The sequence below is a fragment of the Vibrio sp. 10N.261.51.F12 genome, from assembly GCF_041471725.1.
In the GTDB taxonomy this organism is placed as follows: domain Bacteria; phylum Pseudomonadota; class Gammaproteobacteria; order Enterobacterales; family Vibrionaceae; genus Vibrio.
In genome coordinates this window covers 1-26,779 of record NZ_JBFROV010000034.1, presented here as the reverse complement: position 1 = coordinate 26,779, position 26,779 = coordinate 1, and the positions used below count along the sequence as shown (strand labels likewise).

The following is a 26,779-nucleotide window of genomic DNA, read 5'->3' as shown; positions in this document are numbered from 1 at the left end:
ATCAAAACTAAACTTTCGCTTTAGTAAACCTGCGTTTATACAGGAAAAATTACAAACTAGGGTTTAAACTCTAGCATTCAATATATTCAACACCATGCATTTATAAAAGCGAGTATATGCTAGAGCTCATACTATCAACTCACCAAGGTTCACCAGAGGAGTTATTAGGCTTATCAGAAGTCTTTGACGCTGTTGACGCGTATATATTTATTAAAGATAGCAATGGGCATTACCAGTACGTGAATAAAAAAGCTGTCGAGACGTTTGGCGTTGGATTAGACGGTATTCGTGGCAAGTCGGATTGGCAGCTGTTTGACTATAATACCGCTAAGTTGATGAGAGCCAGCGACAAGCGAGTCATTACGACCAGTAAACCGACACAGCATAAAATCCCTTTTGCCATTGATGGGCAAGAGTTGTATCACCTTATGGTCTCTTCACCGATAGTCAAAAATGGTAAGGTGCTTGGTGTCATTGGATTCGCTGTCGATATATCCAAAGATATGGAAGAAAGGCAGATACTGCTCGAAGAAGCCAATACTGATGGTTTGACTGGGTGTTATAACCGTCGATATTTGCACTTAGCACTAGAAGAGCAACACAATAGGTACATAGAAGACGGGACTCAGTACTCGGTGCTCATTATTGATGTTGACCGCTTTAAGCCTATTAATGACAAGTATGGTCATTCGATTGGTGATCGAGTGTTGGTCGATATCGTGAAGACGATCAATCGAAGTACTCGAGAAGAAGATTTATTGTGTCGTTACGGTGGTGACGAGTTTGTGTTGATTTTACCCGGTGGTCATATTCAAAAAGCGTATTCGTTGGCGTCTCGCCTTGCTAAAAAGATCGAGGCATTGACCTTTACCAGTAGCAGTAGCAAGAAGTTTAGTGTGTCTTGTTCGATCGGTGTTGCCACCCATTCAGCGCGAGAAGGTAGTATTATTGAGCGAGCAGATAAAGCGCTTTATGTCTCCAAAAAAGGCTGCAGTGGGCGTGTCCATGTTTATTGCTCAGATGCTCCGGGTATCCTCACTTGTGACTTATGCGAACAAGAATCCAGCAGCGTGGCTGGGTTGTAGCAAACTTTAACGTTAATTATTCCAACAATCCCCTCGAACCCTTGAAAACCCTGTCAAATACAGCTATTTATAACAGTATAAGCAAATTTAAATAATTGTCAGATTACTAGGAAAAGGACGCCTCAAGACGCCCTTTTTCTATTTTTAGGGAGAAAGGGATGACAGCAATGAGAAAAGTTTCATTCGGTCTTAAGCTTGGCTTGTTAGCCGTAACGGTGTTCAGTATCAATACGGTGACGGCTAAAACCATAGAGAGCACAACACTCGTTGGCTTTGGCACTGCCAAATATCCTGAAAATTTTACTCACTTTGATTATGTCAATCCAGACGCCCCTAAATACGGCAAGGTAACCTACGGTCAAAATGGTACCTACGACAACTTTAACCGTTTTGCCTCTCGCGGTGTCGCGGCGGCGGCCTCAGGTACCCTTTATGACACCTTAATGTTTTCTCCTAGTGACGAAATTAACGCCTACTACCCATTAATTACAGAGCGTGTCAGGTACTCTGATGATTATTCGTGGATGGAAATCGACATCAACCCTAAAGCTCGATTCAATGATGGGGTGCCTATTACGGCAAAAGATGTCGAGTTTACGTTTGATAAGTTCATGACAGAAGGGGTGCCGCAGTATCGTGCTTATTACAAAGACGTAAAGTCAGTAAAAGCGATCAGCGAACTGACGGTTAGAATTGAAATGGAAACGCCAAACAAAGAGAAACTGTTTGGGCTAGCGCAAAGCACTCGTGTACTCCCTAAACACTTTTGGAAAGACAAAGACTTTGCGGAGCCCCTCACCGAGCCGCCGGTTGGTAGTGGGGCATACAAGATCTCCAGTTTCAAGCTAGGTCAAAGCGTGACCTATAAGCTCGATGAGAATTATTGGGCGAAGGACTTACCTGTTAACGTTGGTCGTAATAATTTCGCAACCGTTCAATACGATTATTATCGTGATGATACTGTGATGCTTGAAGCTTTCAAAGCGGGTGAGTTTGACTTCAGGCAAGAATCTAGTGCGAAATTTTGGGCGAGCTCATACACGGGTGTGAACTTTGACAAGGGATTCATCAAGAAAGAAGAGATTGAACACCACAAGCCGATGGCGACGCAAGCTTTCGTATTTAACATCCAACAGCCTGTATTTAGTGACCCTAAAGTACGAGAAGCTCTGAATTACGCGATGGATTTTGAGTGGATGAACAAGAACATGTTCTATAACCAATACACTCGAACACGCAGTTATTTTCAAAATACAGACTACGAAGCGAAAGGGTTGCCAAGCGATGCTGAGTTAGAAGTGCTAAACAAGTACAAAGATCAGATACCTGCTCGAATTTTTACTGAGGAGTACAATCCTCCTGTTACCGATGGCTCAGGCCGAATTCGCCCGCAAATGCGTAAAGCCTTTGCACTATTTAAAGAAGCCGGATGGGAACTTAAGAATAAAGCGATGACGAATGTCAAAACGGGTGAAAAAATGAGCTTTGAGCTGCTTATTTACAGCCCGACGACAGAGCGATACGCCATTCCAATCCAAAAGAATATGCGTGCCATGGGCATTGATATGCGAATTCGTACTATCGACACAACGCAGTATACTAAGCGACTTAGGGATCGTGACTTTGACATGGTGTCCTCGTCTTACTTTGCAAACCCTTACCCAAATTCAGACCTGAAAATAGTCTGGAACTCTAAATTTATTGATTCTACCTATAATACTGCCGGTGTGATGAACCCAGTGATTGATGCGTTGACGGATGAAATTGCCGACAATCAAGACAATCCCGAAAAGCTACTTGCACTCGGCCGATCTCTCGATCGCGTGCTTCAGTGGAATTATTTTGCTATTCCTCAGTGGTACATCAAAAAATATCGGGTGGCGACGTGGGATAAATTTGAACGCCCTGATGTCTTACCTACCTATGACCTAGGTATTGATACCTGGTGGGTGTCTAAAGAGAAAGCGCAGAAGCTTCCTGTAAAACGTCGATAAGAGGGATTAATGGCGGCTTATATATTCCGGCGATTATTGCTGGTCATCCCAACACTTTGGGCAATTATTACCATTAACTTCTTTATCATTCAGGTTGCACCTGGTGGTCCTGTTGAGCAAGCGATTGCTCAAATGCAAGGGCTTAACTCCGGTGTGATGGAGCGTTTTAGCGGTGGTGGAAAAGAAGTAGAGCTCGATACGAGCTCAGATGATGTATCAACGGGTTATAAGGGCTCTCGTGGACTTGATCCTGAGGTCGTGGAAGCCATTCGAAAACAGTTTGGCTTTGATAAACCTATCCATGAACGTTACTTCGACATGCTCAAGAATTACGCCATGTTTAATTTTGGCGAAAGTTTGTTTCGAGGTGGCAATGTCATAGACCTGATCAAGGAACGGTTACCGGTCTCGATCTCACTGGGTCTGTGGAGCACATTGATCATCTATCTTATCTCTATTCCTCTAGGGATATTCAAAGCAATCCATCATGGCTCTCGCTTCGATATCTGGTCGAGTGCGATGATTATCATCGGTTATGCGATTCCCGGATTCTTGTTCGCCATTATTCTGATCATCTTGTTTGCTAGCGGTAATTATTTTAGTTGGTTCCCGTTGCGCGGGTTGGTGTCGAGTAATTTCGACCAGCTGACTTGGTATCAGCAGATCATTGATTACTTTTGGCATTTAACCCTGCCAATACTGGCCATGGTAATTGGCGGTTTTGCCACCTTGAGTATGCTGACAAAGAACTCGTTTTTAGATGAAATTAACAAACAGTATGTGGTGACGGCGCGTGCCAAGGGGTTAGACGAAAACAATATCCTTTACAAACATGTGTTTCGAAATGCCATGTTAATTATTATCGCCGGATTTCCGAGTGCCTTTATCAGTATATTCTTTACCGGTTCTATGCTGATTGAAGTGATGTTCTCTTTGGAAGGGATCGGGCTTTTGGGTTTTGAGTCTACCATTCAACGAGACTATCCCGTTGTATTTAGTTCTTTGTATATCATGACGTTACTAGGTTTAGTCTTGAGTATTATTTCTGATTTGACGTATATGTGGGTTGATCCGCGTATCGATTTTGAGGCGCGATAGATGGCGACGAACCCGCTTACTCACGCGCGATGGCAGCGCTTTAAGGCCAATAAACGAGGCTTTTGGTCAACGTGGATATTTTGTCTCTTATTCTTTTTAAGTTTGTTTGCGGAGTTTATCGCCAACGACAAGCCGCTATTAGTGGAATACGACTCTCAATGGTATTACCCAATTTTCTCGCAATATGCAGAAACAGAGTTTGGCGGAGAGTTTGAGACGGAGGCTGATTACACGGATCCATATGTCAGTGACCTTATCGAAGAAAATGGCTACATTATTTGGCCCCTTATTCGATTTAGCTACGATACGATTAATTATGACATTGTCGCGTCAGTCCCTTCTGCTCCGGACTCTGCGAATTGGTTAGGTACCGATGATAAGGGGCGAGATGTTTTAGCTCGAATTATTTATGGCTTTCGTATTTCCGTGTTATTTGGTGTGATTTTAACGATCGTATCGAGCATTGTTGGGGTTGCGGTAGGGGCTACACAAGGTTACTACGGTGGCTGGATTGACCTTATTGGCCAACGCTTTATTGAAGTGTGGTCCGGTATGCCGACATTATTTTTGCTGATCATCTTGTCGAGTTTCGTAGAACCAAACTTTTGGTGGTTATTAGGCATTATGGTGCTCTTTAGCTGGATGAGCCTCGTTGGTGTTGTGAGGGCTGAATTTCTACGTTGTCGTAATTTTGATTACGTGAAAGCGGCGCATGCGATGGGTGTCAGCGACAAGCGCATCATGTTAAGGCATATGCTTCCTAATGCGATGGTGGCTTCCTTAACGATGATGCCTTTCATCCTGTCTGGCTCGGTAACGACATTAACGTCATTGGATTTTCTAGGGTTTGGGTTACCGGCGGGTTCACCGTCATTAGGTGAACTGCTTGCCCAAGGTAAGGCTAACCTGCAAGCCCCATGGCTAGGCTTGTCGGCGTTTGCAGTGCTTTCCATCATGCTGACTCTGCTGGTTTTTGCAGGTGAGGCGGTTCGAGATGCGTTTGACCCGCACCAACAAGGTTGATATTGAGAGATGGCAATGATGCAACAGTCAGTGACGCAACAGACAAAACAGGAACGTCAAAAAGACGATAGCGTGAATAAGGTGCTTAGCATCGACAACCTATCGGTTGGATTTGGTCGCGGAGACAATATCGAAACGGTGACGCACGAGGTCAGTCTAAGCATTGAAAAGGGCGAAACGCTCGCGCTTGTAGGGGAAAGTGGTTCTGGTAAATCAGTGACAGCTAACTCTGTGCTGAAATTACTGCCGAAAGGATCAAGCCATTATTTGAACGGCAAGATCACCTTTGATGGTATCGATATGCTGTCATGCAGTAACAGACAACTGCGAGGCATTCGAGGCGGTCGCATTGGTATGATTTTCCAAGAGCCGATGGTATCGCTCAACCCGCTACATAAAGTAGGCAGACAGCTCGTTGAAACCTTAGCCATTCATCGCGGCATGCGCAGCAACAAAGCGGAACAATTGGCAATTTCTTGGTTAAAAAAAGTCGGTATTCGTTCACCGGAACAAAAAATAACCGCGTATCCACATGAATTATCAGGGGGAGAAAGGCAACGCGTTATGATTGCAATGGCGCTGATTAATGAACCAGAGCTCTTGATTGCCGATGAGCCGACTACCGCCCTCGACGTTTCAGTACAAGCTCAAATTTTGGATCTGCTGAAAGCGTTACAACAAGAACTTGGTATGGCAATGTTGTTTATTACCCATGATCTCAGTATCGTGCGCCGCATTGCGGATCGTGTGGCAGTAATGAAACAAGGTGAGCTTGTTGAAATCGGTCAATGCCAACAAGTCTTTAGCAACCCTTCTCATCCTTACACTAAAAAGCTAATCGACTCTGACCCTCGTGGCTTACCTGTTGACGTTGAAGAGAACGCCAAGGCATTGCTGACTGTAAATGATCTCAAAGTCTGGTTTCCAATTAAAGGCGGGATCTTTAAAAAGGTGGTTGATCACGTCAAAGCCGTAACAAAAATGCAGTTTCAACTAAAACGCGGGCACTCCATAGGGCTGGTGGGAGAAAGTGGGTCAGGTAAATCCACAACAGGAATGGCTATTCTCAAATTGGTTCAAAGCGAAGGCTTAATTGAGTTCGATGGTCATGATATTCAAACCTTAGATAGGAAAGGTATGCTGCCATATCGTAGTCGTATGCAGGTTGTATTCCAAGACCCCTTTTCTGCGTTGAATCCAAGAATGTCGGTGGCTCAGGTGATTGGTGAGGGACTACAGGTCCACTTTGCACATGATGACGACACATTAGATAAGATGATTTGTGAGGTGATGACAGAGGTCGATCTTGACCCTGACACTCGGCATCGTTACCCCAATGAATTTTCTGGTGGTCAACGTCAGCGTATTGCGATTGCGCGGGCATTGATTTTAAAACCCGAGTTTATTCTACTAGATGAACCCACGTCATCACTAGATCGGACAGTACAAGCGCAGGTCCTCGACTTGCTCAAGTCACTGCAAACGAAACATGCGTTGACGTATCTCTTCATCAGCCATGATCTTAACGTGGTGAAATCGTTGTGTCATTACACGATAGTAATGCGCAATGGGGAGATTGTAGAGCAAGGGAACACACAGGAGATGTTTGCCTCTCCGCAACATGACTATACAAAGACGTTAGTGTCGTTATCTTCGTTTTAATAATACCTTAGTGTTTAAAAAACCCTCTAGCCAAAGAAGTGCTAGAGGGGGAGAGTACCCAATGAAACTCGGGGAAATCAACTCACTAGAATCAGTAATTCGGCAAGTACTAAAGTAAAAACGGTTAAAATGAATATGTTGATAATCAAGTGAATACTTCTACTTAAAATTTAAATTAAATCCAAACTCGTAAGTCCCTTCGGTGGTCCGAGGCTCACCGGGACGGACTCTGTGCTGTCCATAACGATATTTCACGTAAGGTTCGACGTATCTTGGTTTGAAGGTCAGGGTAAAATCAGCATGCAAGATATTAGGTTCTAAGTCTGTGTATGACATAATTCTTTCATGATTAAGTGAATAGCTAAAGTTCAGCCAGTCCATCGGGGTATAGCTGGTTCCTAGGCTGGTTTTCCACTCCTGATGAGGGGATGCGTCTGTCTCTAGGATTTTCCCAATTACATTTCTTCGCCATTCATAGGATGTAGAACCAAAAATCAACACATCATCGGTCAACATTCTTCCAGCAAATACGCCAACGTTATAAATATCGACAATATCGGCGCGGCCATAGCTAACGAAAGCCTCGGTATAGGTTTCACCAAGTAGCATGCCGTAACCTGCGCCAAGCTCAAGATAGCCAGTAGAGTCCAGCTCAAAGCCTAAATTGACTTCTTCAGTCGCTTGTACGGTTCCGGAAACCGTACCGACCCATGAATCGCCAACTTTTGATGTTTGCAAGCTCATAGACGGTTCGTAATAAGCTAGTTCATGATGGTTCGCATGAACAAAGAAAGGGAAAAATAACAGGGTAAGTAGTTTTTTCATCATCGTTACTCAAACAAAAAGGAGCCGATGAAATCGGCTCCTTTGATTCTTTTGTGATTATTATGTGTCTGATTTATGAACGATTAACTCGGTCTTTTACCGTCTGTTTGATTTGCTGACGTTGCTCTTGAGATAAGTTGCGTAATGACTCTGCAAAGCTGTCTCTAAGTTCATTTTCTGTTGGGTTCTTTATTGGTGTAATGCCTCTGTCAATGCTTGCATCAGTTTCGATAATACGGAGCCCATTATTACTGTCGTAAGAAGCAACGGTTTTACCGTCACTATTGGCGATTACATAGCCAGTGTTTGTTTTGTTAACTTTGCCAATTACTTCACTTGTGTTTGTGTCGTATATGTTTCCATTTTTTCCTACAACAGCGCTATTACCCGCATCACCTTGTATGAGATAGCCCGACTTAGTTTCAGTAATTGTAACGTTGTAACCATCAAAAATTGGATGCTCGATAGGTACAATACCTCGATCAATATCTTCGTCTCGGTCTATGAATGTTAAGCCATTTGATTTATCCCAGGTTGCAACTGATTGACCATTATTATCGACGAGAACAAATCCAGTTTTTATTTGGTATACGGAGCCAATGATCTCACTAGTATTGGTATCATAAATATTCCCATCCTTTCCAACGAATGCACTGTTGCCTGCTTTCCCTTGAATGATATACCCAGATTTAGTTTCTGTAATCGTGTAGTCATGGTCATCAAAAATTGGGTGTGCAGGTAGTATTGGAAGTTCAGGGCGAGGTGGCTGGTATCCTGAAATAACGAGGCGACCGTCAACATTCGTCAGAGTAATCTCACCACCGTTGTTACCATGGAAGATGTAGCCGCCATCTTGGCCTTGAACACTGCCCACAGCATCGCCATTCTTGTCGGTGACATCACCGTTATCAACGAAGTAGGTCTCACCATTTAGGTGGATGTAACCACTTCCTTCGTTATCAACGGCGACAAATGCATTATGCTCACCTTCATCACCTTGAATAAGTGCTGCGTTAAAAATGTCACCTTCATAGGTTGTGACCTCAGCAATGCCATCTTGTGGGGCTGGTCCAGTGTCACCATCGTTGCTAGAACCATTCGATGAACAACCTGCTAAAAAAGACGCGGCGATAAGTGTGCTGATAAGTTTAAGTTTCATGCTTTTCTCTCAAAAGTGTGTTGGAACTAAAAGTGTGCTTCATGCTTGTGAAGTGGCGTTCCTAGCCGATGAGAGAAGTATAGGGACTGAGAAGAACGCGCTCTAATGAAACGGTTTTATCATACAAATAACACTAAGTTATTAATAAAAAAGAGGAATGGGCTTGATAACCGCTGGTTATCAAGCATGAACACGATAAGGTTTTGAGGGGAGTATGAGGGGCTTATTCTAATTCTAGGCTTAGACGAAGTTTCTTTCTCAACCATTGAGTGGTCGCATTGTTTCTGTTTTTGTAGTGATAATAACTGTTAATGTCGGTGTTAATGGCAGAGTTCCCAAATTGAATGTTAATTGAACGCAATCCAGGATGGGCGTCAAGGTTCAGATACATGGAGCCTGGAAAGATAATGTCGGAGTTTTTAACTACATCGATAACTGCCGATGGCAACTCGGATCGGAATACAACGTTGGGTTCGATCCCCTTAACTTTTAGAACTTTTTCTGTGTTAGATAAGTTTGAGTTCCAATCTGCAGCGATTAATGTCGCCACTTCAAAATTCCCAGCATCTTGCATCTGAATGACATCTTTGTCGTAAGGGTGACCTTTTCTAACATAAGCTTTAAAAGTATCGGTAGTTAGGCGCGTTTGAACCAACTCTTTGGGGGCGTGTGCGATTGAATAGTTGAGACCGAGTTGAACATCATCATTAACGATATCTTGTAGCGTTGTTTTACCCCAGTTTAATAGCTGAATCTGTGTGTTCGGCGCTTCTTCTCTTATTGAGCGAAACAATTTACTTGCGGTGCTAGATAAGAAAAACGGTGACATTGCAATCTTGATGGTGCCATCTAATGCACTTGGATCAAATTCTGATGAATGATTCACGGCATTGGATAGCTCATCTAATATAGGGGAGAGAGACTCTGCGAGAATGTTGGCTTTCTCTGTCGCTCTTAAGCCATGATGAGTTTTGACAAAGAGTTCATCATCAAAGTGGTCTCTTAAGCGCTGTAAGGCTTTACTCACTGCCGGTTGAGAGACAAACAAGCGTTCGGAGGCTTTTCTCATATTGCGTTCTTGATTCAAAATAAGAAACGTACGCAATAAATTGAGGTCGAGATTAGAAAAGAGATCTTTAGCCATACGGTATCCTTAACGACAAGTGACCTATTCATAGTAAGAATAAATGTTATGGGACGTAAAGGGTAATTAACATAAATTACAATAAATTATGTAGATTTTGTTACGCTTGCCGATATAGTGACTGAGGTTAAAGGATTTATAAAAGGATTTAAGAATGACGCTTTCGATATCGGGTAAGCTCAGGATGAGTTTTCTAGCGCTTGGTGTACTGTTTATCGTCTCTTCGTTATTTGTTTATCGAAGTATTACGCAGGTACAAGACCAAACTCGCTCTTTGTTGCAGTATGATCTCCCAACGGTTGATGCGAGCCGTCAAGTTGGACAATCTCTTCAGGCTACGGTGTCTCTATTACGAGGTTACATGCTACTAAATAGTTCTGAAGCAGAACGTGAAAGTGGCCAGCAACTCGTATTAAATGCCTTTGATACGACCGATATTCAACTGATCAGTTTAGAGTCATTAATTTCAGTTCCGCATTATAACGGGCTCGATGAGTCTTGGAGTGAGATAAAAAGTACGGCTCAAGAAATTCTAACGTTGAGCCACAGTGACGACAACCTTCCTGCTCACTCTATGTTCATGAACGAAGCCGCTCCGATTGCCGAAGTTGCCCTCGATCAGTTGCAAGGTTTGATTAACGATGAAGCGGGTCGATCTGAGGGTGGCGAGCGAAAACGCTTGTTTAAGCTGTATGCTGACGGATATACCTCGCTTGCTAATGCGTTAGCAGCATTGCGTGATTACTTGCAGTATGGACAGCAAGACTATCTTGAAAAGTACAATGATTTGATGAAATACCATAAACAGGTTGTGAAAGAAATCGCGAGCAAAACAGCGTTGCTTAGTGCGAGTGACCAAAGTTTGTGGTCGTTGTTTAATGAGATGAAAGCTCTCTATTTTCCACTTGCAGACCAGGTGATCAAAATTCGTCAATCTTCTGATTGGGACCAAGCGAGTTATTTGATGACCGCCTCATTAATTCCTACTGTCGATAACATGCAAACTCGCTTAGATACCATTGTGTCTGAACAACAAACTAATGCGTCCAATACGGAACGAAACATTGCAACTAGCATTGCGACCGTTGTGGTTATCCTGATGGCGAGTTGTGGTATCGCGCTGTTATCTGCATTGGTTGTCTCTAGTGTGATGGGACAACATATAGGGGCGCGTATTCGAACCATCGCCGGTCGAGCACAACAAATCGCGGCAGGGGATGTGTCAAATCCAGCTCTGGTCATTAGAGGGAGTGATGAATTGTCAGAGTTGACTCGCTCGGTAAACACAATGAACCTGTCCTTGGCGAATCTTGTCGGCGGCGTGACTGACAATGCCACATCAGTGCAAGAAAGAATGACACAGTTGATACAATCGAGTCAGGACGGTTTGCAACGTATGGAGCGTCAATCACAGCACGTAGATGAGATTGGGCATTCATTGTCAGAAGTCGCCGTTGGCGCAGAGCAAACTGCGCAACAAGTCCAAGATTCATCAACGACCTTATTTAACTCCAAGGCCGAGCTTAAAAATGGTGAGGTCGCACTAAGGGCTAATCAAGACAGTATGATTTCGTTATCTGAAGCCATAGAGAAAACACAACGATTGGTTGAAACCTTGAGCCAAGAGAGTCAAGCGATCGGTAAAGTAACCGAGGTGATTGAAGGGTTGGCCGAGCAGACCAATCTTCTGGCGTTAAATGCCGCGATTGAGGCCGCAAGAGCCGGAGAGCAAGGGCGTGGTTTTGCTGTCGTCGCCGATGAGGTTCGACTTCTGGCGAGTAGGACGACGGAATCAACCGGTGAGATTAATGGCATCATTCAAGCGATACAGTCGTCAACAGGGAAAGTAGCGGAGCAGATCTGCATTGGTACTCACATCGCAAATCAAGCGGTTGAGCATACTAATAACGCTGCTCAAAGAATTAAGTCGACAGGTGAGCAAGTTGAAAACGTCAATGATCAGATGAGCGCACTTGCGACCACCGCTGAGCAGCAAGCTTCAGCTACACAGTCAATATCTATCTTGGTCAATGAAATCAATGAATCACTGAAAGTGGTGGCTCAACAATCACGCGATGCTAACACTGTGACCGATGATGTAACAGCACGGGTCAAACAGCTCAATGAGCAGGTTGCCCAATTTAAATGCTAGTAGTTCGACCACGCTTTATATTTGAATGAAAACTAGGCGCTCATGAATGAGCGCCTAGTTTTTTGGTCATACTGAAATCGTCAATTGACGGTTGTTTTTCTGCTTTACTGGCGATTATCCTGATAATTAGATAGATTTTAATATTACTTTTAAGATCTTGTTGAAAATCGCCATGAATATTGAACATTTGAAACTACTGGTTCGCATTGCCTCTACTCATAATATTAGTTTGGCCGGCCAGGAGCTGGGCTTATCGCCTGCAGTGGCAAGTGCGCATATCAGTAAACTAGAGCAGAGTTTAGGTGTACGCTTGGTTCATCGCACAACGCGCAAAGTATCCCTTACAGAAGAGGGCGAATCGTTTTTACCCCATGCTGAAGAAGTGCTTGCGAGTGTTGAGGCGGCTCGTGGTTCTGTCGGCGCAGGTCATACCTCACCGTCAGGGACATTACGAATTACTGCCCCCGCGTCGTTTGGGCGTATGCACCTTATCCCCGCCTTGAAAGGTTTTTTGCAGCAGTATCCCGATTTGACGATGGACCTTCGTTTCTCCGATACCATGATTGATTTGGTAGAAGGGGGATTTGACATTGCTATCCGTAACGCCGAGTTGAAAAACTCAACGCTGGTGGCGCGAAAGCTTGCGCCTGATCACCGGATCGTCTGTGCCTCACCAGACTATCTTGAGCAATACGGAGAACCACAAACGCCCCAAGATTTAGTGAAGCACCGATGCATTAACCTTGCAGGATTAGACTCGTGGAATTTTAGTACATCGAGTGGGATGGTCACGGTAAAGACACGTGGGTGCATACGTACAGATAATGGTGATGCGATACGTGAAGCAACAATCGACGGGTTAGGGATCTCAATAAACTCAACGTGGAGTGCGTATCAGGGATTAGCAAGCGGTCAACTGGTTGAAATTTTACAAGATTCGCCTCTCGTGCAAGAAACGGCACTTTGGGCTGTTTACCCAAGCTCGCGACTTATCGCGCCAAAAGTTCGCGCATTTATTGATTACTTTGCCGACTACTTTGGGCAACCGCCCTATTGGGATGTGCTACAACAAGGAAACCAATAGGGCTGATTAGATCGTATATACGTGATCATGATTGCCACGTGATACCTGAAGTTTAATTAGTTAATTAGTTAATTAGTCAATTCGGTTCACGAGACGTTAGCGACCTGCCCAAAAGATATCAAGTGCGTCTATCACCTCTTGGGCCTTCGTATCGTCAAGCGCATCACGATGTGGCGGTGCGAAGGCTTCGATGTCATTATCATAATATTGACCGTGTGCTTGAGCGAATTCTTCAGAAAGTGATGCTCGCACTAAGATATCTGCACCGACGCTTAAATCACTGCCAGCAATCCCATAGGCATCTTGTACCATTTTACTCCCCAGTAGCGATTTTGGGTTAACGGATACAATCATTGGCCCTTGCACCTTATTACGCAGTCCTAATACACGTGACCACATTGTTAGTGCGAGCTTGCTTTGCGCATACGCTTCGCCATGTGATAGCGACTTGTTGCCAGCAAGTGCGTCAAGGTTGACGGTGGATTGGGCAGCTGAAGACAGATTGACGATACGTCCTGATGGTGCCATTAATGGTATCAATTTTGATGTCAGTATATAAGGGGCGAGAGTGTTCACTGCAAAGCGTACATCAAGATTGTTAGCGGTAATGGTTGATACCGTGTTGAATACCCCCGCATTATTGATTAGAACATCAAGGGAAGAAAATCTGTTCGATACCTCTGTAACCATCGTGTCGATGGACGACATTACCGATAAATCTGCAACGATGGTATCGACACGCGCTGAAGAATCGAGTGCGATGAGTTGTTCCTTTACGTGCTGTACTTTGTCTGCACTGCGGCCATGGACGATGACATGATGCCCCTTTGTAACAAGCATCTTAACGGTTTCCAAACCGATACCATCGGTCGCGCCTGTTACTAGAATAGATTTTTGCATGTTAGAGCTCTCTTATTGAAAAAACGGGTTCATCTTGGAAAAGTCTACATCCCTTATAATTAATCCGTAATCCGTAATCTATTATTCACGGACTACTATTTAGTGTAGTCAGTAATACGACGGTGATGACGCTTCCGGCCGACATAGTTAAGCCTAACACCATTGATTGAAAAAATAATATTGGTAAAGAGCGAATCAGTTTTTAGTTTCTATTGATAATGAGCGGCTTTCGTTGTTAGGACATAACAAAGCTCACTTCTTTTAGTTCGTCACAGCGTGAGATTTGAAACCGATTTATTTAGCGTTAAACGGGTGCAACCGACAATTTAAATTATGGCAACCGAAATGTATGGGTAAACCAAGTAATTAGAGCGATGGATGATTGGCGTTGATACTTGCATTGAATAGCAGGCCTTTGCCCTAACTTTGCGTCAGAAAAAAGACCTGGGCTTGATTACGCCTTCAGGCGATTATTCTTATCGCGACTGCTCTTAATTCGCTCAGCATGATCAATAGCTTGAGTCGATTTGGCCAATCGATCATAAAGCAAGACATTTACCGTAGCGGCAAGATTCATGCAACCGATAGTGGGCACATAGACCACATGACTCGCTTTATCGACAATCTCTTGTGGTATTGAGCCATCTTCTGGCCCGAAGACATACATAGCATTTTCTGGGTGAATAAACTCAGGAAGCGGGGTAGCACCTTCCGCCAATTCAACACATACAATCTCGCTATTAGGCGCTAAGTTACCAATAAGATCTTGTGCAGCCACAAGAGGAATCGTTTGGTGAACATTTTTCGTGTCGGTTTGAAATTTAGCAGCACGAGCAAATCGTTCACCATTATAACGAACTTCCGATGCTTGATAACAACCAGCCGCGCGCATAACCGCCCCTACGTTGGTAGGGCTCTTTGGGTTCACTAGACCAATAACAACAGACATTTCATTTGCCACAAACGGATTCCTCTAAACAGTTAGGCTCAGGAGTATACCGAGAAATTGATGATTGGTAAGGGTAGATTGGAAAATAATACGAAGTAACAAGTAATGTTAGGTAGATAAAGACGAGCGTTTGTAGACAATGGCGTTAGTTCTTTTTTATAGCTAAACATTGGGCTCCATTTCAGGTGCACATTCTCATTCTTTATCCGTTGTAACTAGCCCTAAGAGGCTAGAAATCATAACCCTTATAAGAAAGCGTTTTCTTTGGTGTTGTTAGAATAAAAAGGTGATGGTTGTGAAATGATAATTAGAAAACCCATGCACTACCAACATTAAAATCAATATAATATTCATTACATTACGATGAATTAACTGGTTTTAATAGTTAGAAAGCTATCCCGCCACAATGAATTTATGATGATGCTTCAGTCAGTGTAAACTTAAGGTGATCAAGTTTTTTATTAGTAGGTAATTATAAGTTACCTTGCATAATACGTTGAATGTCAGCCCCAAAAACCTAGATTTATTGCTTGATTTGTTGGACATTTTTTAGATATTGACTAATTAAATGACCCCAGAAAAAGACAGTATGCAATAATAGTCATTCCAGAAAGCATAGGTTCTAGATGAACGGGTACATTGGTTAAATGTCTGATTATATAAAATTTCATTGACTCAAAGGTGGTGGTGAGGTTAATTCCTGTTTTACAATGGCTTAATACGTATCGTGTACACGTCGGTTTCGAATTTAGCAAAAGATGACCGACATGTTATCGCAGGTATTTGATTGTGCTCTTACGTAACTAATGACTACTTGACACAGCTTGGCAGTCATAAAGGTTAGTGACAAGGATCTCATTATCATAAGAAAGCGCTTTCGATTAAGAGATGCTCATCAGATTTTTCATGCGATGCTTTATTAAGCTATATACAGGGAAAAATAAATGGTGTTTATTAGTATACAAAGGATTGAAGGCTAACTTCCTTCTCGCGTGTTGTCTATATTAAAGTGAGTTTTTAATAATAGCAGTCAAACCAAAAAGAAAGCGCTTACATTGATGAGTGTGAGTCTGGTCGACTTCATACCGGTTGCAAACAAAAATAAGGATATATTGAATGAGAGTAACGAATGGAAGTTTTCGCCTAGCTAACGCAGCATTATTGTCTGCTGTTACGCTTGCTTTGTTTGGCTGTGGTAGCGACAGCCTGAGTGAGGGCGTTCAAACATCTGGTGACAATGAGGGTGATCAAATAGTGGTGTCGGTTACTCCTGATTATAAATTAGATCTTACTGCACCTGTGGATTTTGGGGGGACGTTGACAGAAGAAACAGCCATTAACCCAGACATAGCAGCTTTTGCGAGCGGGGCAGCGCCATTATCTTCGAGACCAATGGGTACTGTTCTTAAGACGACTAAACCAGCCGGCGCTGAAGTATGGGCGGGAACGACGCTCTCTGATACCAAGGCTCTGGATTTGAGCGAAGAGCTAAGCCAAATCACAATTTGGGTGTATTCACCAGAAGCGGGTATTCCAGTCCTGCTTAAAGTAGAAAATGTGAACAATAGTGCTAATAGTGCTGAATTTGCTCAAGTGCTAGTTAATACGACTCAGGCAAATCAGTGGGAGATGTTGACATTTGACTTCACAAACCTCAATGATGGGGAGTTAAATCCAGAGTTCATTTACAATAAGAAGAGTATCTTTTTTGACTTCAATAACCAGGGTAGTGGGAAGGTCTTCTACTGGGACAATGTTCGTCACGAGGGTAAAGGTTTACTTGAGCAGCCACAACCAGAAAGCTTTCCAGTGTCAGATTCTGGTGAACCGCTTTTAGGTAACCCTAACTATCAGGCGATATCATACGGTGCTTGGCGAACTAAAGAGCGCATGTCTGGCGAGACTGTGCCGAGTATTGCTGACCAAATGGAGGACATGAAAGTTCTTAATGCCATGGGTATTAAGATGATTCGAACTTATAATACTCAGGGGTTTATAGGTCTTGACGATGAAAGCAATACAGAGAATTTACTTGCCGCCATTCATCAGCTTAAAACAGAAGATCCTGACTTTGAAATGTACGTAATGTTAGGTGTATGGATTAGCGCCTTTAACTCAGGAGTCGATGGAGCGACCATGGACTCGGGAACCGATTCACCAGATAACGTATTAGAACTAACTAAAGCGAAAGAACTGGCGCTTGAATATCCAGACATTGTTAAAGTGATTGCGGTAGGCAACGAGGCCATGGTGGATTGGGCGGAAGCTTATAAAGTACACCCTTCCATTATTCTAAACCACGTAAATGAGTTACAAAGTTGGAAGTTAGAAAGTGATGATACTAAAGATATTTGGGTGACCACCTCTGACAACTGGGCCGTTTGGGCGGGACAAGACGCAAATGGTAACCTCAACGAACAACAAGACTTAAAAGCACTAATTCAGGCTGTTGATTATGTGTCATTGCACACTTACGCCCATCATGATACCCACTATCATCCAACATTCAGCGAAGAATGGAAAGTTCCAGAATCAGACCAGGACCTAACCAAAGAAGAACAGATTTCAACGTCAATGGATAAAGCTTTTGTTCATTCTCTAGAGCAATATGCAGCCGCTCAACAGTTTGTACATGCAGTAGATCCTAGCAAACCCATACACATTGGAGAGACGGGTTGGTCAACAGTTTCAACTGACCTCTATGGTGAAGGTGGAACGCAGGCAGCCGATGAATATAAGCAGAAGTTATTCCATGATGATATGCGTGATTTTTCTCAGGACGAAGGGGTATCTTTATTCTTCTTCCAAGCATTCGACGAACCATGGAAAGGAGACGCAAGTAATGATGGTCATTCAGAGCAGCATTTTGGTCTTATTGACATAGATTGCAATATCAAATATTTGGCTTGGGATAAAGTTGATACACTTAATGAGCTTGGCCTCACTCGTGATTGTGCGTTTACTGCCAGCTATGGTGGCAACTTGGAAGCACTAGTAGCGGATATATTACCACCACCATTTGTTACAGAGGAAAAACCTGTGGTCGGTGATGAGCTCGACTATATCTTCTCTGCAAGCGAGCTGAGTCCGTTCTCCTTTTTATATTGGGGTGACACCTGGGGTTCCGGTGCTACATTTGAGGTTTTAGAGACGGATAGCAGCTATGATAAAGTCATTGAGTTGGTTAGTGGAAATGTTTGGGGGGCTGATGTAGGGGCTATTGCTTGGGGCAACGAAGATATCGCCGATGCAGTAGATACGTCAAACTATTCTCATATTCGTTTTCAGGTTAAATCCGATGGTTTCGATTCCGTCAAAGTCAGCATGCAGAGCTTTGAGGGAGCAGGAGAAACGCATGAACCAATTTACTCGATTACAACAGATGGCACACTACTTGATAATGGCTGGTATCAGATAGACGCTACCTTACCAACGTCAACAAAACTACAGTGGATAGGGTTGGTGTTTGAAACCTCTTCCGGTAGCAGTTCAACAGTGCGAATCAGCGATATATCATTGGTCTTGAAGTAATTGCAATAGTCTATAACTTAGAGTGGTTTGATGATGGCTCTTTAGACTGCACTAATATTCATCGCGATTCACGCTGATGGAATATAAAGCGACACGAAAATAAGCAAATCACTGTTAATAAAAGGCTCAGTTAATATTTTTTGACTGAGCCTTCAAGATCTACAGATTCACTGAAAAATTGGATGATTTTCAGCGACCTGCGTATTTACGTGCCACGTTAGTCAGTAAACCAATACCCTTTGTTCACCAGTTCAGTAAGGAACGAAACCGCACTGGTTGAAGGGTTAGGAAGCTGAATTACGCTGCTATGACAAAGCGCGCTAACTAAAGGCGCGAGGTCTTCTGGAACCTTTAGGGTTTCGCCGTTGACGTAAAGCATCGTAGGTTCGTCTTCGTGGTGCAGGGCACGTAAACCCGACACTTTAAACAATTCACCGCCACTAGTTAAGTGTTGAGCCATCTCTTCTTGTGTCCATTTAGGATCAGGTGTAATGATGTTTAAATGATGACGGGATTGGCTGAGCATGGCGGCCATGAAATCTTTTACAATGAGCGGATCGTCAAGTTTTGATTTCAACATTTGTGTCAGTGATTCGAGATCTGATGCACTGATTGCGCCGTGGTTCTCTTGAGTGGTGAGTTCAGGCTTATGCAGATGTACGTCTCCATAATCGTGTGCCAAAACATAATCGGCAAAGTTACTCACGAGTTCTTGTTCTTTTGGAGAGCGGAAGCCAACCGAGTAACTCATTGATGGTTCAAGTGCGTAGCCATCGTGTGGGAAACCGGGTGGGATGTAGAGAATGTCGCCTGGCTCTAATACTTGGTCAATCTCAGCATCAAATGATTCAATCTGACGCAGTGCCTCGTGGCGACAAGTTTCTTTATATTGACCGACATCTTTTGCACCGACACGCCAGTGACGTTTGCCCATACCTTGAATAATAAAGACATCATATTGATCAATATGAGGACCCACTCCGCCGTCTTTCACGGAATAACTGATCATTAAATCATCGAACAACCATTGCGGCATGCCTTTGAACGGCTTAACCAGTTGCGCGGCGTCATCATGCCAATGGTTGGCGGCTTGAACAATGAATGACCAATTACTTTCACCGAGTGAAGCAAACTTCTCATCGTCAAATGGACCATGTTCCGCTTGCCATTCATCATTGAGATTAGAGACAAATCGAGAGTCGACCTCCTCTTCCATGGTCAGTCCAGCCAGCTCTTCTGGAGAAATTGGATCCTGAAAGTTGGCAAAACCACCTTTAATGATGGTTGGTTTTTTTTGCCAGTATGTGGCAAGAAATTCTTGAAGCGAGAAAGTTAATTGATACATGTTTGGGTTCTACTCTAATAATAGCTGCGCGCATTCTAACAAGAACTCGGCAAGAGTCACAAAATAGTCGCATTATTTAAAAAATTGTTTGGACAGAGCGGCTGAAGAACAAATCTTACCAATGTTTTGGGTGTTAAATGGCATTGGTATAGAACAGTTCTATAATCAAAGTAAGCATGAATATTTGTTTGTAAAGATGTTGAATAGTAACCGGATTTACTAAGCGAGCTTTGATATCAGCAGCTAACGACACCGACCGTCTAAGTACAAGCATAAGATTCATCGTGAGTATTTAAACAACGAATAATCAAACAACGAGTAATCAAACAAGAATGGGTGGCTGATGAAGATAGGGATTTTAACGTGCGGACAAGTAAATTTGCCACTGTCTGAGGTGTATGGACAGTATGCCGACATGATCAAACGGTCATTATCAGAAGTCAACAGTGCCTGTGAGTTCGTGAACTTTGACGTGCGGCAAGGCGAGCGGCCATGTATCGATGAATTTCACGGTTTTATTGTGACGGGGAGCGTCCACAATGCTTACGATGATCTTCCTTGGATTCTCGATCTAATGGATTGGATTCGTGCTTGTGAGGCGAGACGAAAACCTTTAGTGGGTATTTGTTTCGGGCATCAAGTGATTGCTCGTGCATTAGGCGGTACCGTAGAGAAATCGCCCAAAGGGTGGGGCATAGGCAGTTATGATGTGCATGTGACGGCTCAAAAGAAATGGATGAACCTTTCTATGGATTCCATTCGTCTTCTAGTGAGTCATCAAGATCAAGTAACCATTGTCCCTAAAGGAATGAAAGTGGTTGCTAGCAATGCGTTTTGCCCCAACTTTATGCTGGTAAAAGATAACCATGTATTGACCGTTCAAGGGCACCCCGAATTCAGCGGTGAGTTTACGACTGAGCTCCTAGAGAATAGAAAGCACTTAATCACACCTCAACATTATAAAGATGCTTTTAAGCAAATAGATAAGCCGCAAGACTCTGTCCTCGTGTTGCACTGGATCGACGCATTCTTTGTGTTAGGTAGCCAGAAGCGTCAGGCCGATCCTATCGATGAAATGACGAGTTAATAAGTTATCGCTGATGACTATAGCGGAATGATGACTGCAACGGAGTGATGATTATTGCGGAGTACTCACTATAAGCGAGTACTGACGCGAGTGGATAGAGCAAATGAGATAAGGGAGAGATGAGTACAAACTCAGTGTTGTGATTTACACGGTGTTTGTACTCACGCCAAGCGCATAACTTTATAACGTTATAACTTTACAGCTATGCGAATTCTTTTTGCAGGTAGTTGACGATATCTCCTGATTCGTACATCCATTCCACTTGGCCATTTTTTTCAATTTTTAGACAAGGTACTTTTACTCGACCGCCACCTTCTAAAAGTTGTTCACGCGCGACATCGTCATTTTTCGCATCTTTCAGAGTAATATTGACAGACTGGCGCTTCATCTCACGGCGCACTTTCACGCAAAAAGGGCAAGCCTCAAATTGGTATAATGAAAGCGTTTTGGCTTTCTCGTTGGCCTGATTTTGTGCTTCGGCTGTGCGTTTTACACCACGTGGGCTAAATACGAAATTAAGTACGAGAATGATTTTTCCAAGAATTATACGAATGAACTTCATAACGACCTTATTTGAGCAATTTTTTATTGTGACCTGGATGTTAACATTTTATTTACGCCTCAGACATCTCTTTACCGCGTTTACAACACGTTAATCTCGGTTGATTTGTGGATTTTTCGATACGGTAATACCTAAGCGTTTCGCTAGTCGAATGAGGTTCGCACGATCAGTTTTTAGTACTCGGCTTGCTTGAGCCCAGTTGTAATCGGCTTGAATTAACGCATCGGAGATAATACTGCGTTGAAATTCTTCAGTGACTTCCCGAAGCCCGCGATTGAGCTCAATATTTAAAGGGGCTGTTGACGCGGATGCGATTGTCCTTGGTGCGGGCTCATCATCAAATTGTCCGCAGTCTTCGATGCTCACCGCAATCACTTTTTTGTCAAACATGCGTGCTTTTGCTTTTAGAGTTGCCCTATTAATCACATGCTCGAGCTCGCGTACATTGCCCGGCCAGTTGTAACGATTTAGGTAAGCACTCACGTTTGGACTCAGCTTCAACTGAGCAATCCCAAGTTTTCGACGTGCCTGTTCAAGGAAGAAACCCGTCAATAATTCAATATCACCATTTCGTTCACGTAATGGGGGAACGAAAATGGGGTAAACGGTTAATCGATGATATAGATCGGCCCTAAACTTGCCTTGCTCCACTTCTTCTTTTAATTCTCGATTGGTGGCGGCTAACACGCGTACATTGATTTTTTGTATTTCATCGCGCCCAACGGGTTGGATTTCATTGTTTTGCAATGCTCGTAATAATTTACTTTGCGCGGCTAAAGGCAACTCGCCGATTTCATCTAGAAACAGTGTACCGCCGTCGGCTAAAGCAAATTTGCCCATACGATTGCGATCAGCTCCCGTAAAAGCCCCTTTAATATGACCAAATAACTCACTTTCAATGAGGTTTTCTGGGATGGCAGCGCAGTTCACATACACTAATGGGTTCTGCCTGCGGGTGGATTGATGATGCAGGGTACGAGCAACGAGCTCTTTTCCTACGCCCGTTTCGCCGTGGATCAATATATTAAAATCGGAAGGCGCGACAATCTCGATATCGGATTTCATCGCTTGCATTGGTGCGCTATTACCAATCATCTCCCCACCATCACGCTCCCATGACTCAACGTTTAGCTCTTCGAGTAACTGCTTGGACTGCTTGGCTTGGTATTCGAGCTGTGAGAATGTCATGGCCATTTTTAATGTGGAAGCAGCGATCGCGGATAATACCTCTAGGCTTCGTTGTGGAATATCGTTAAAAGCTTTGGTAGATAAACTATCCAATGTTAAGACGCCTAGCATTTTGTCGCCAAATATTAATGGCAGCCCCATACAAGAGTGCATTGGAAGATCGCCGTGATGATCCATAAGAAGCCCATCAAATGGGTCGGGCAAGTCACTGTCCGCGTCGAATATGACTGGAGAGAGTGACGAACAAATTTGAGAAAAACGTGGATGTTCGGCGATAACAAAGCGTCGGCCCATGGTGTCGCGTGCCAACCCTTGCATTGCTAAAGGGACTAATGTGTTGCCTTGCTGTGAGAGTAACGCTACAGAATCACAGTGGACAGTTTTGCGTATGGTATTAAGCAAAGTATCAAAACGCTGTTGATCATTGCTGCTGCTCGCAAGCCCTATCGTTAGTTCAACGAGATTGGAAGGAGAAAAATCTTGCATGGGGCGTTCGCCTAAAGAGAGTACAAATCGCATTATAGAGTCTAATTGACTTGTTTGGAAGTAGTCATTTAGACATAATAAATAAGTAAATAGCGTTAAGAATCATGATATAGCAAGCAATTGACGAATTGGCATGGTCTGTGCTTTACCTATAATAGCCGAAAGACAAATACGTATGATTCTCAACTCATAACCGTCATCGTTCGGTGACAGTGACACACATAATTATAAACAGTACTGGTGCCTGAATTGTCTATTTTGATTCACTCAGAGGACACAGTCAAAAACTCAATATGTAAAGTAAGTTCATCATTTTAAGTAAGCCATTATCGCCTTTAAGGGAGCTCATATGCTAACCAACCAACACATTGACATCGTTAAAAGCACTATTCCACTACTAGAATCTGCGGGTCCCGCGCTTACACAACATTTTTACCAAAGAATGTTTTCTCACAACCCTGAACTCAAAGATATTTTCAATATGACTCACCAACAAACAGGCCGTCAAAGTGTCGCCTTGTTTGAAGCCATTGCCGCGTATGCGAAAAACATTGAAAACTTAGCGGCGTTAAGTTCCGCGGTGGAGCGTATCGCTCATAAACACACTAGTTTTAATATTAAAGCAGAACACTATCAAATTGTTGGTCTACACCTGATCGAAACACTGAGAGAATTGGCACCCGATGCGTTTACTCCAGATGTGGAAGAAGCGTGGACGGCCGCTTATCTATTCTTAGCACAGATATTTATCGACCGCGAATCGGCACTGTACTCTGCAAGCGAAGCAGCCGTAGGTGGTTGGGCTGGCGCACGTTCGTTTATTGTGTCTGATAAAGTGAAGCAATCAGACATCGTAACGAGCTTCGTGTTAACGCCAGAAGACGGTCAGCCGGTTATCGGATACAACGCTGGTCAATACTTAGGTATCGAGGTGACACCGTCTAAAGGCGAGAATCTAGAGATTCGTCAGTACTCATTATCACAAGCACCAAACGGTGAAAATTATCGTATTTCAGTGAAAAAAGAAGGCAGCGCCTCTCAACTTGGTTTAGTTTCGCATTATTTACACGATGAAGTGAGCATTGGTGACAAAGTGAACCTTATGCCACCGGCAGGCGATTTCTTTTATGTAGAAAAGCAAAAACCTGTTGTGTTGATCTCTGCTGGTGTAGGGTGCACACCAATGCAAGCTATACTGCAGCAGCTCTCTAAAGCAGGAAAAAAAGAGCACGTAACCTATCTACACGCCTGTGAAAATCACGCGCAACATTCATTCTTAGACGAGACGGATACGTTGGTGGCAGGCAATGGTTGGGCTAGCCAGATATGGTACAACAAGCCAACACTTGCGCTTAACAATACCAGCGACCATGAAGGGCTGATGGATCTCAACAACATTGCAGAGCAACTGCCTCTTGATGATGGCGATTTCTATATTTGTGGGCCAGTGGTGTTCATGGAAAGCGTCGTTAAACAGCTGGAAGCACTTGGCGTAGCGCGTGATAACATCCACTACGAAGTCTTTGGACCTCATGCTTATCTTTAGTTAAGCAGCGCGTTAAAATTCGTTAAGCGACGCGTTAATTAGTTAAGCAACGCGTCAATTAAGTAATGCGTTCGATGGCTTCATTAAAGCGATAGAGCGGAAATATAATGACGATTGGCATCTGGTGCTGTCTTACTTGATGCCAATTTACTTGATGATCGAGCGCAAGCCTTAGTTAAACCATTTTTCAAACCACCGCTTCCATCCGGTTGCTGGTGGTTTGTTTGCTTCAAAATAGCGAAAGCCTAGGTAGTAACTTTTAGTGAATGCGATACGGGTTTCATCGACATTGTTACCGTTAAACCCTGCAATTACCTGGCTAGTCTGGTCTGCGTGGTCATTGGCTAAGCTGTAATCCATGCCCAAGCAGCCTTGTATGTATAACCAGACGTGGGTCACCAGCACGAGTTCTTCAAGTACAGGCAGCTTAAACACTTGTGCTTCATCTTTGCCCAGTTCATCTTCAAAGCTTTTTCGCATCGCGAGGACTTGACTTGAATACGTTTGCAATGACGCAATCGACTCAACATTGAGCTTGGTGAACAACCCTAATAGAAGACCGAGTATTGGTGTGTCAGGTTTGTTGGTTTGAGCACGCTCGAATAGCGCATTTTCCCGAGCGCAAAGCTCAGAAAAAAGCGCAGCTTGATCGGCAACGACAGACATCTGTGCAACGTTGAAGGTTTGCAGATGCGTCTCTAGCGTACTCATTTCTCTTGCAGTTCCTCTACTAGTACTTCTACAGAGCCACTTTCACCGTCCACGAACAACGATGTCCCCGTAATCATGACAGAGAGATCCATTGTACGAGCGACAAGTCCGGTCAGTGCTTCAATGGATTCATTATTGAAGCGATAAACACTGGCATTGAGAAAGCCAAACTTACCTTGGTTTTGTTTCCACCATACATCGCTCTTAGTATTGAAGCTGTAGACCTTGGTCGCTTTAGACAAACGAGTGGCTTTCTTCACTCTTTCGACGTCAGGCTCACCGATCTCTATCCACATTTCAGTTTGGTCATCGAGAGACTTTTGCCAAATGTCAGGCTCTTCAACATCGGATAGACCTTTAGTGAACTGGAGCTCAGGTGACGCATTCAAGCAAAATGCCATCAGGCGCGCCATCATTCTTAAATGAGTTTCCGATGGATGCAGTGCAACGGTTAGATTCAATGAATCATAATAGTCACGATTCATGTCAGTCAGGGCAACACGGAATTTGTAGATGGTTGGTTTGATAGCCATAGGTAGGTTACAACGCAGTAAATTAGAAGACAGGGTATCTTACGTAGCTTAACGGCAAATTGGTACAGAATTGGTAAGTTAATGGATTAAATGGCAAAAAAATAGCCAGCTTACGCTGGCTAATAGTATCTGGAGTATCAACAGTAATTAAACTGGCATGATCTCTTCAGCTTGAGGGCCTTTTTGACCTTGAGTTACTTTAAACTCAACTTTTTGGCCTTCTGCTAAAGTGCGGAAACCGTCTGCTTTGATGTTGCTGAAGTGAGCGAACACGTCAGGACCATTTTCTTGTTGAATGAAGCCAAAGCCTTTAGTTTCGTTAAACCATTTAACGGTGCCAGTTACTGTGTTAGACATAATGTAATCCTAAAATTCAATATTTTCTTTTTTGTTTTGCCGATTCGGCAGCTATAGCGCGAAAACGTAAATTGCTATTGCGTACAACACGACAAAGAATTGAGTAAATTCGGTAAATGTCTTTTGTAAACAAAGTAACTTCATTTCAAGCTAGAAATTAATATAAGCCACTGCGAAGTTAAGTCAACGATTCTCAGTAAAGCTTGTGTAGAATATTTGAACTTAAGCTCGTTTTTTGATTTCAATTACATGACATTTCATTTCTCTGACAATCTGGCTAATTAGAAAGTATGTAGCAGATAAGAAACAAATATTTAACCTTCTGATATAAAAGAATAATTTTTAAACTAAAATTAAT

The 26,779-nt window shown here is 43.3% G+C and carries 21 protein-coding genes; 10 read left to right on the top strand and 11 right to left on the bottom strand.

Annotated elements, in window-relative coordinates; genetic code table 11:
• The first annotated feature begins 116 nt into the window (after positions 1 to 116).
• The 5 genes from AB4405_RS17450 to AB4405_RS17430 all read left to right on the top strand — a co-directional run bounded on the left by AB4405_RS17450 (position 117) and on the right by AB4405_RS17430 (position 6,862).
• Positions 117 to 1,085, top strand: coding sequence for a diguanylate cyclase (locus AB4405_RS17450; protein ID WP_372062062.1), 969 nt, complete (start codon positions 117 to 119; stop codon positions 1,083 to 1,085).
• Between the two features lie 167 nt (positions 1,086 to 1,252).
• Positions 1,253 to 3,079, top strand: a complete 1,827-nt coding sequence (locus tag AB4405_RS17445) for an extracellular solute-binding protein (protein WP_372062060.1) — start codon at positions 1,253 to 1,255, stop codon at positions 3,077 to 3,079.
• Positions 3,080 to 3,088: 9 nt separating this feature from the next.
• Positions 3,089 to 4,177 carry a microcin C ABC transporter permease YejB gene (locus AB4405_RS17440; protein WP_102469428.1) on the top strand — a complete coding sequence of 363 codons (1,089 nt, stop codon included), beginning with the start codon at positions 3,089 to 3,091 and terminating at the stop codon, positions 4,175 to 4,177.
• Positions 4,178 to 5,200 (top strand): ABC transporter permease, encoded by a 1,023-nt coding sequence (locus AB4405_RS17435; RefSeq protein ID WP_372062058.1) that lies wholly within the window; start codon positions 4,178 to 4,180, stop codon positions 5,198 to 5,200.
• A gap of 15 nt (positions 5,201 to 5,215) precedes the next feature.
• On the top strand, positions 5,216 to 6,862 hold the full coding sequence (locus tag AB4405_RS17430) for an ABC transporter ATP-binding protein (RefSeq protein WP_372062056.1): 1,647 nt from the start codon (positions 5,216 to 5,218) through the stop codon (positions 6,860 to 6,862).
• A 159-nt stretch (positions 6,863 to 7,021) separates the two neighbouring features.
• On the opposite strand, the gene AB4405_RS17425 is transcribed toward AB4405_RS17430, so the two are convergent.
• The 3 genes from AB4405_RS17425 to AB4405_RS17415 form a co-directional block, all read right to left on the bottom strand.
• A complete protein-coding gene (locus AB4405_RS17425; RefSeq protein WP_372062054.1) occupies positions 7,022 to 7,690 on the bottom strand; it encodes a hypothetical protein in 669 nt (222 codons plus the stop codon).
• Between the two features lie 70 nt (positions 7,691 to 7,760).
• Positions 7,761 to 8,846: a hypothetical protein gene (locus AB4405_RS17420; protein WP_372062052.1), complete on the bottom strand. Its 1,086-nt coding sequence runs from the start codon at positions 8,844 to 8,846 to the stop codon at positions 7,761 to 7,763.
• Positions 8,847 to 9,069: 223 nt separating this feature from the next.
• Positions 9,070 to 9,990, bottom strand: coding sequence for a LysR family transcriptional regulator (locus AB4405_RS17415; protein WP_372062050.1), 921 nt, complete (start codon positions 9,988 to 9,990; stop codon positions 9,070 to 9,072).
• A 154-nt stretch (positions 9,991 to 10,144) separates the two neighbouring features.
• Between AB4405_RS17415 and AB4405_RS17410 the strand changes: the two genes are divergently transcribed.
• Positions 10,145 to 12,142, top strand: a complete 1,998-nt coding sequence (locus AB4405_RS17410) for a methyl-accepting chemotaxis protein (protein ID WP_372062049.1) — start codon at positions 10,145 to 10,147, stop codon at positions 12,140 to 12,142.
• 172 nt (positions 12,143 to 12,314) lie between these two features.
• Complete coding sequence (locus AB4405_RS17405; RefSeq protein WP_372062048.1) at positions 12,315 to 13,226, top strand: LysR family transcriptional regulator; 912 nt, start codon at positions 12,315 to 12,317, stop codon at positions 13,224 to 13,226.
• A gap of 96 nt (positions 13,227 to 13,322) precedes the next feature.
• On the opposite strand, the gene AB4405_RS17400 is transcribed toward AB4405_RS17405, so the two are convergent.
• Together AB4405_RS17400 and AB4405_RS17395 are read right to left on the bottom strand one after the other, a co-directional pair.
• Complete coding sequence (locus AB4405_RS17400) at positions 13,323 to 14,126, bottom strand: SDR family NAD(P)-dependent oxidoreductase (RefSeq protein ID WP_372062047.1); 804 nt, start codon at positions 14,124 to 14,126, stop codon at positions 13,323 to 13,325.
• Positions 14,127 to 14,580: 454 nt separating this feature from the next.
• On the bottom strand, positions 14,581 to 15,075 hold the full coding sequence (locus AB4405_RS17395) for an RNA methyltransferase (protein WP_102469608.1): 495 nt from the start codon (positions 15,073 to 15,075) through the stop codon (positions 14,581 to 14,583).
• A 1,116-nt stretch (positions 15,076 to 16,191) separates the two neighbouring features.
• On the opposite strand from AB4405_RS17395, the gene AB4405_RS17390 reads away from it, so the two are divergent.
• A complete protein-coding gene (locus tag AB4405_RS17390; protein ID WP_372062045.1) occupies positions 16,192 to 18,606 on the top strand; it encodes a hypothetical protein in 2,415 nt (804 codons plus the stop codon).
• A 217-nt stretch (positions 18,607 to 18,823) separates the two neighbouring features.
• Here the strand turns inward: AB4405_RS17390 and AB4405_RS17385 are convergent, their stop codons facing one another.
• Complete coding sequence (locus AB4405_RS17385) at positions 18,824 to 19,951, bottom strand: JmjC domain-containing protein (protein ID WP_372062043.1); 1,128 nt, start codon at positions 19,949 to 19,951, stop codon at positions 18,824 to 18,826.
• A 343-nt stretch (positions 19,952 to 20,294) separates the two neighbouring features.
• Here AB4405_RS17385 and AB4405_RS17380 point away from each other — a divergent pair, with 343 nt between their 5' ends.
• Entirely contained in the window at positions 20,295 to 21,038 is a 744-nt protein-coding gene (locus AB4405_RS17380; RefSeq protein ID WP_102469415.1) for a type 1 glutamine amidotransferase, read from the top strand.
• A 202-nt stretch (positions 21,039 to 21,240) separates the two neighbouring features.
• Here the strand turns inward: AB4405_RS17380 and AB4405_RS17375 are convergent, their stop codons facing one another.
• Together AB4405_RS17375 and norR are read right to left on the bottom strand one after the other, a co-directional pair.
• Positions 21,241 to 21,600, bottom strand: a complete 360-nt coding sequence (locus AB4405_RS17375; protein ID WP_102469414.1) for a glutaredoxin domain-containing protein — start codon at positions 21,598 to 21,600, stop codon at positions 21,241 to 21,243.
• 90 nt (positions 21,601 to 21,690) lie between these two features.
• A complete protein-coding gene (gene norR / locus AB4405_RS17370) occupies positions 21,691 to 23,274 on the bottom strand; it encodes a nitric oxide reductase transcriptional regulator NorR (protein WP_372062124.1) in 1,584 nt (527 codons plus the stop codon).
• 349 nt (positions 23,275 to 23,623) lie between these two features.
• On the opposite strand from norR, the gene hmpA reads away from it, so the two are divergent.
• Complete coding sequence (gene hmpA / locus AB4405_RS17365; protein WP_102469412.1) at positions 23,624 to 24,820, top strand: NO-inducible flavohemoprotein; 1,197 nt, start codon at positions 23,624 to 23,626, stop codon at positions 24,818 to 24,820.
• Between the two features lie 171 nt (positions 24,821 to 24,991).
• On the opposite strand, the gene AB4405_RS17360 is transcribed toward hmpA, so the two are convergent.
• The 3 genes from AB4405_RS17360 to AB4405_RS17350 all read right to left on the bottom strand — a co-directional run bounded on the left by AB4405_RS17360 (position 24,992) and on the right by AB4405_RS17350 (position 26,421).
• On the bottom strand, positions 24,992 to 25,531 hold the full coding sequence (locus AB4405_RS17360) for a hypothetical protein (protein ID WP_372062041.1): 540 nt from the start codon (positions 25,529 to 25,531) through the stop codon (positions 24,992 to 24,994).
• The gene (locus tag AB4405_RS17355; RefSeq protein WP_372062040.1) at positions 25,528 to 26,064 is read right to left on the bottom strand and encodes a YaeQ family protein; all 537 of its coding nucleotides are present in this window, start codon (positions 26,062 to 26,064) and stop codon (positions 25,528 to 25,530) included. Before AB4405_RS17355 ends, AB4405_RS17360 begins: the two co-directional genes overlap by 4 nt.
• Before the next feature lie 147 nt (positions 26,065 to 26,211).
• On the bottom strand, positions 26,212 to 26,421 hold the full coding sequence (locus AB4405_RS17350; RefSeq protein WP_102469409.1) for a cold-shock protein: 210 nt from the start codon (positions 26,419 to 26,421) through the stop codon (positions 26,212 to 26,214).
• Positions 26,422 to 26,779: the final 358 nt, after the last annotated feature.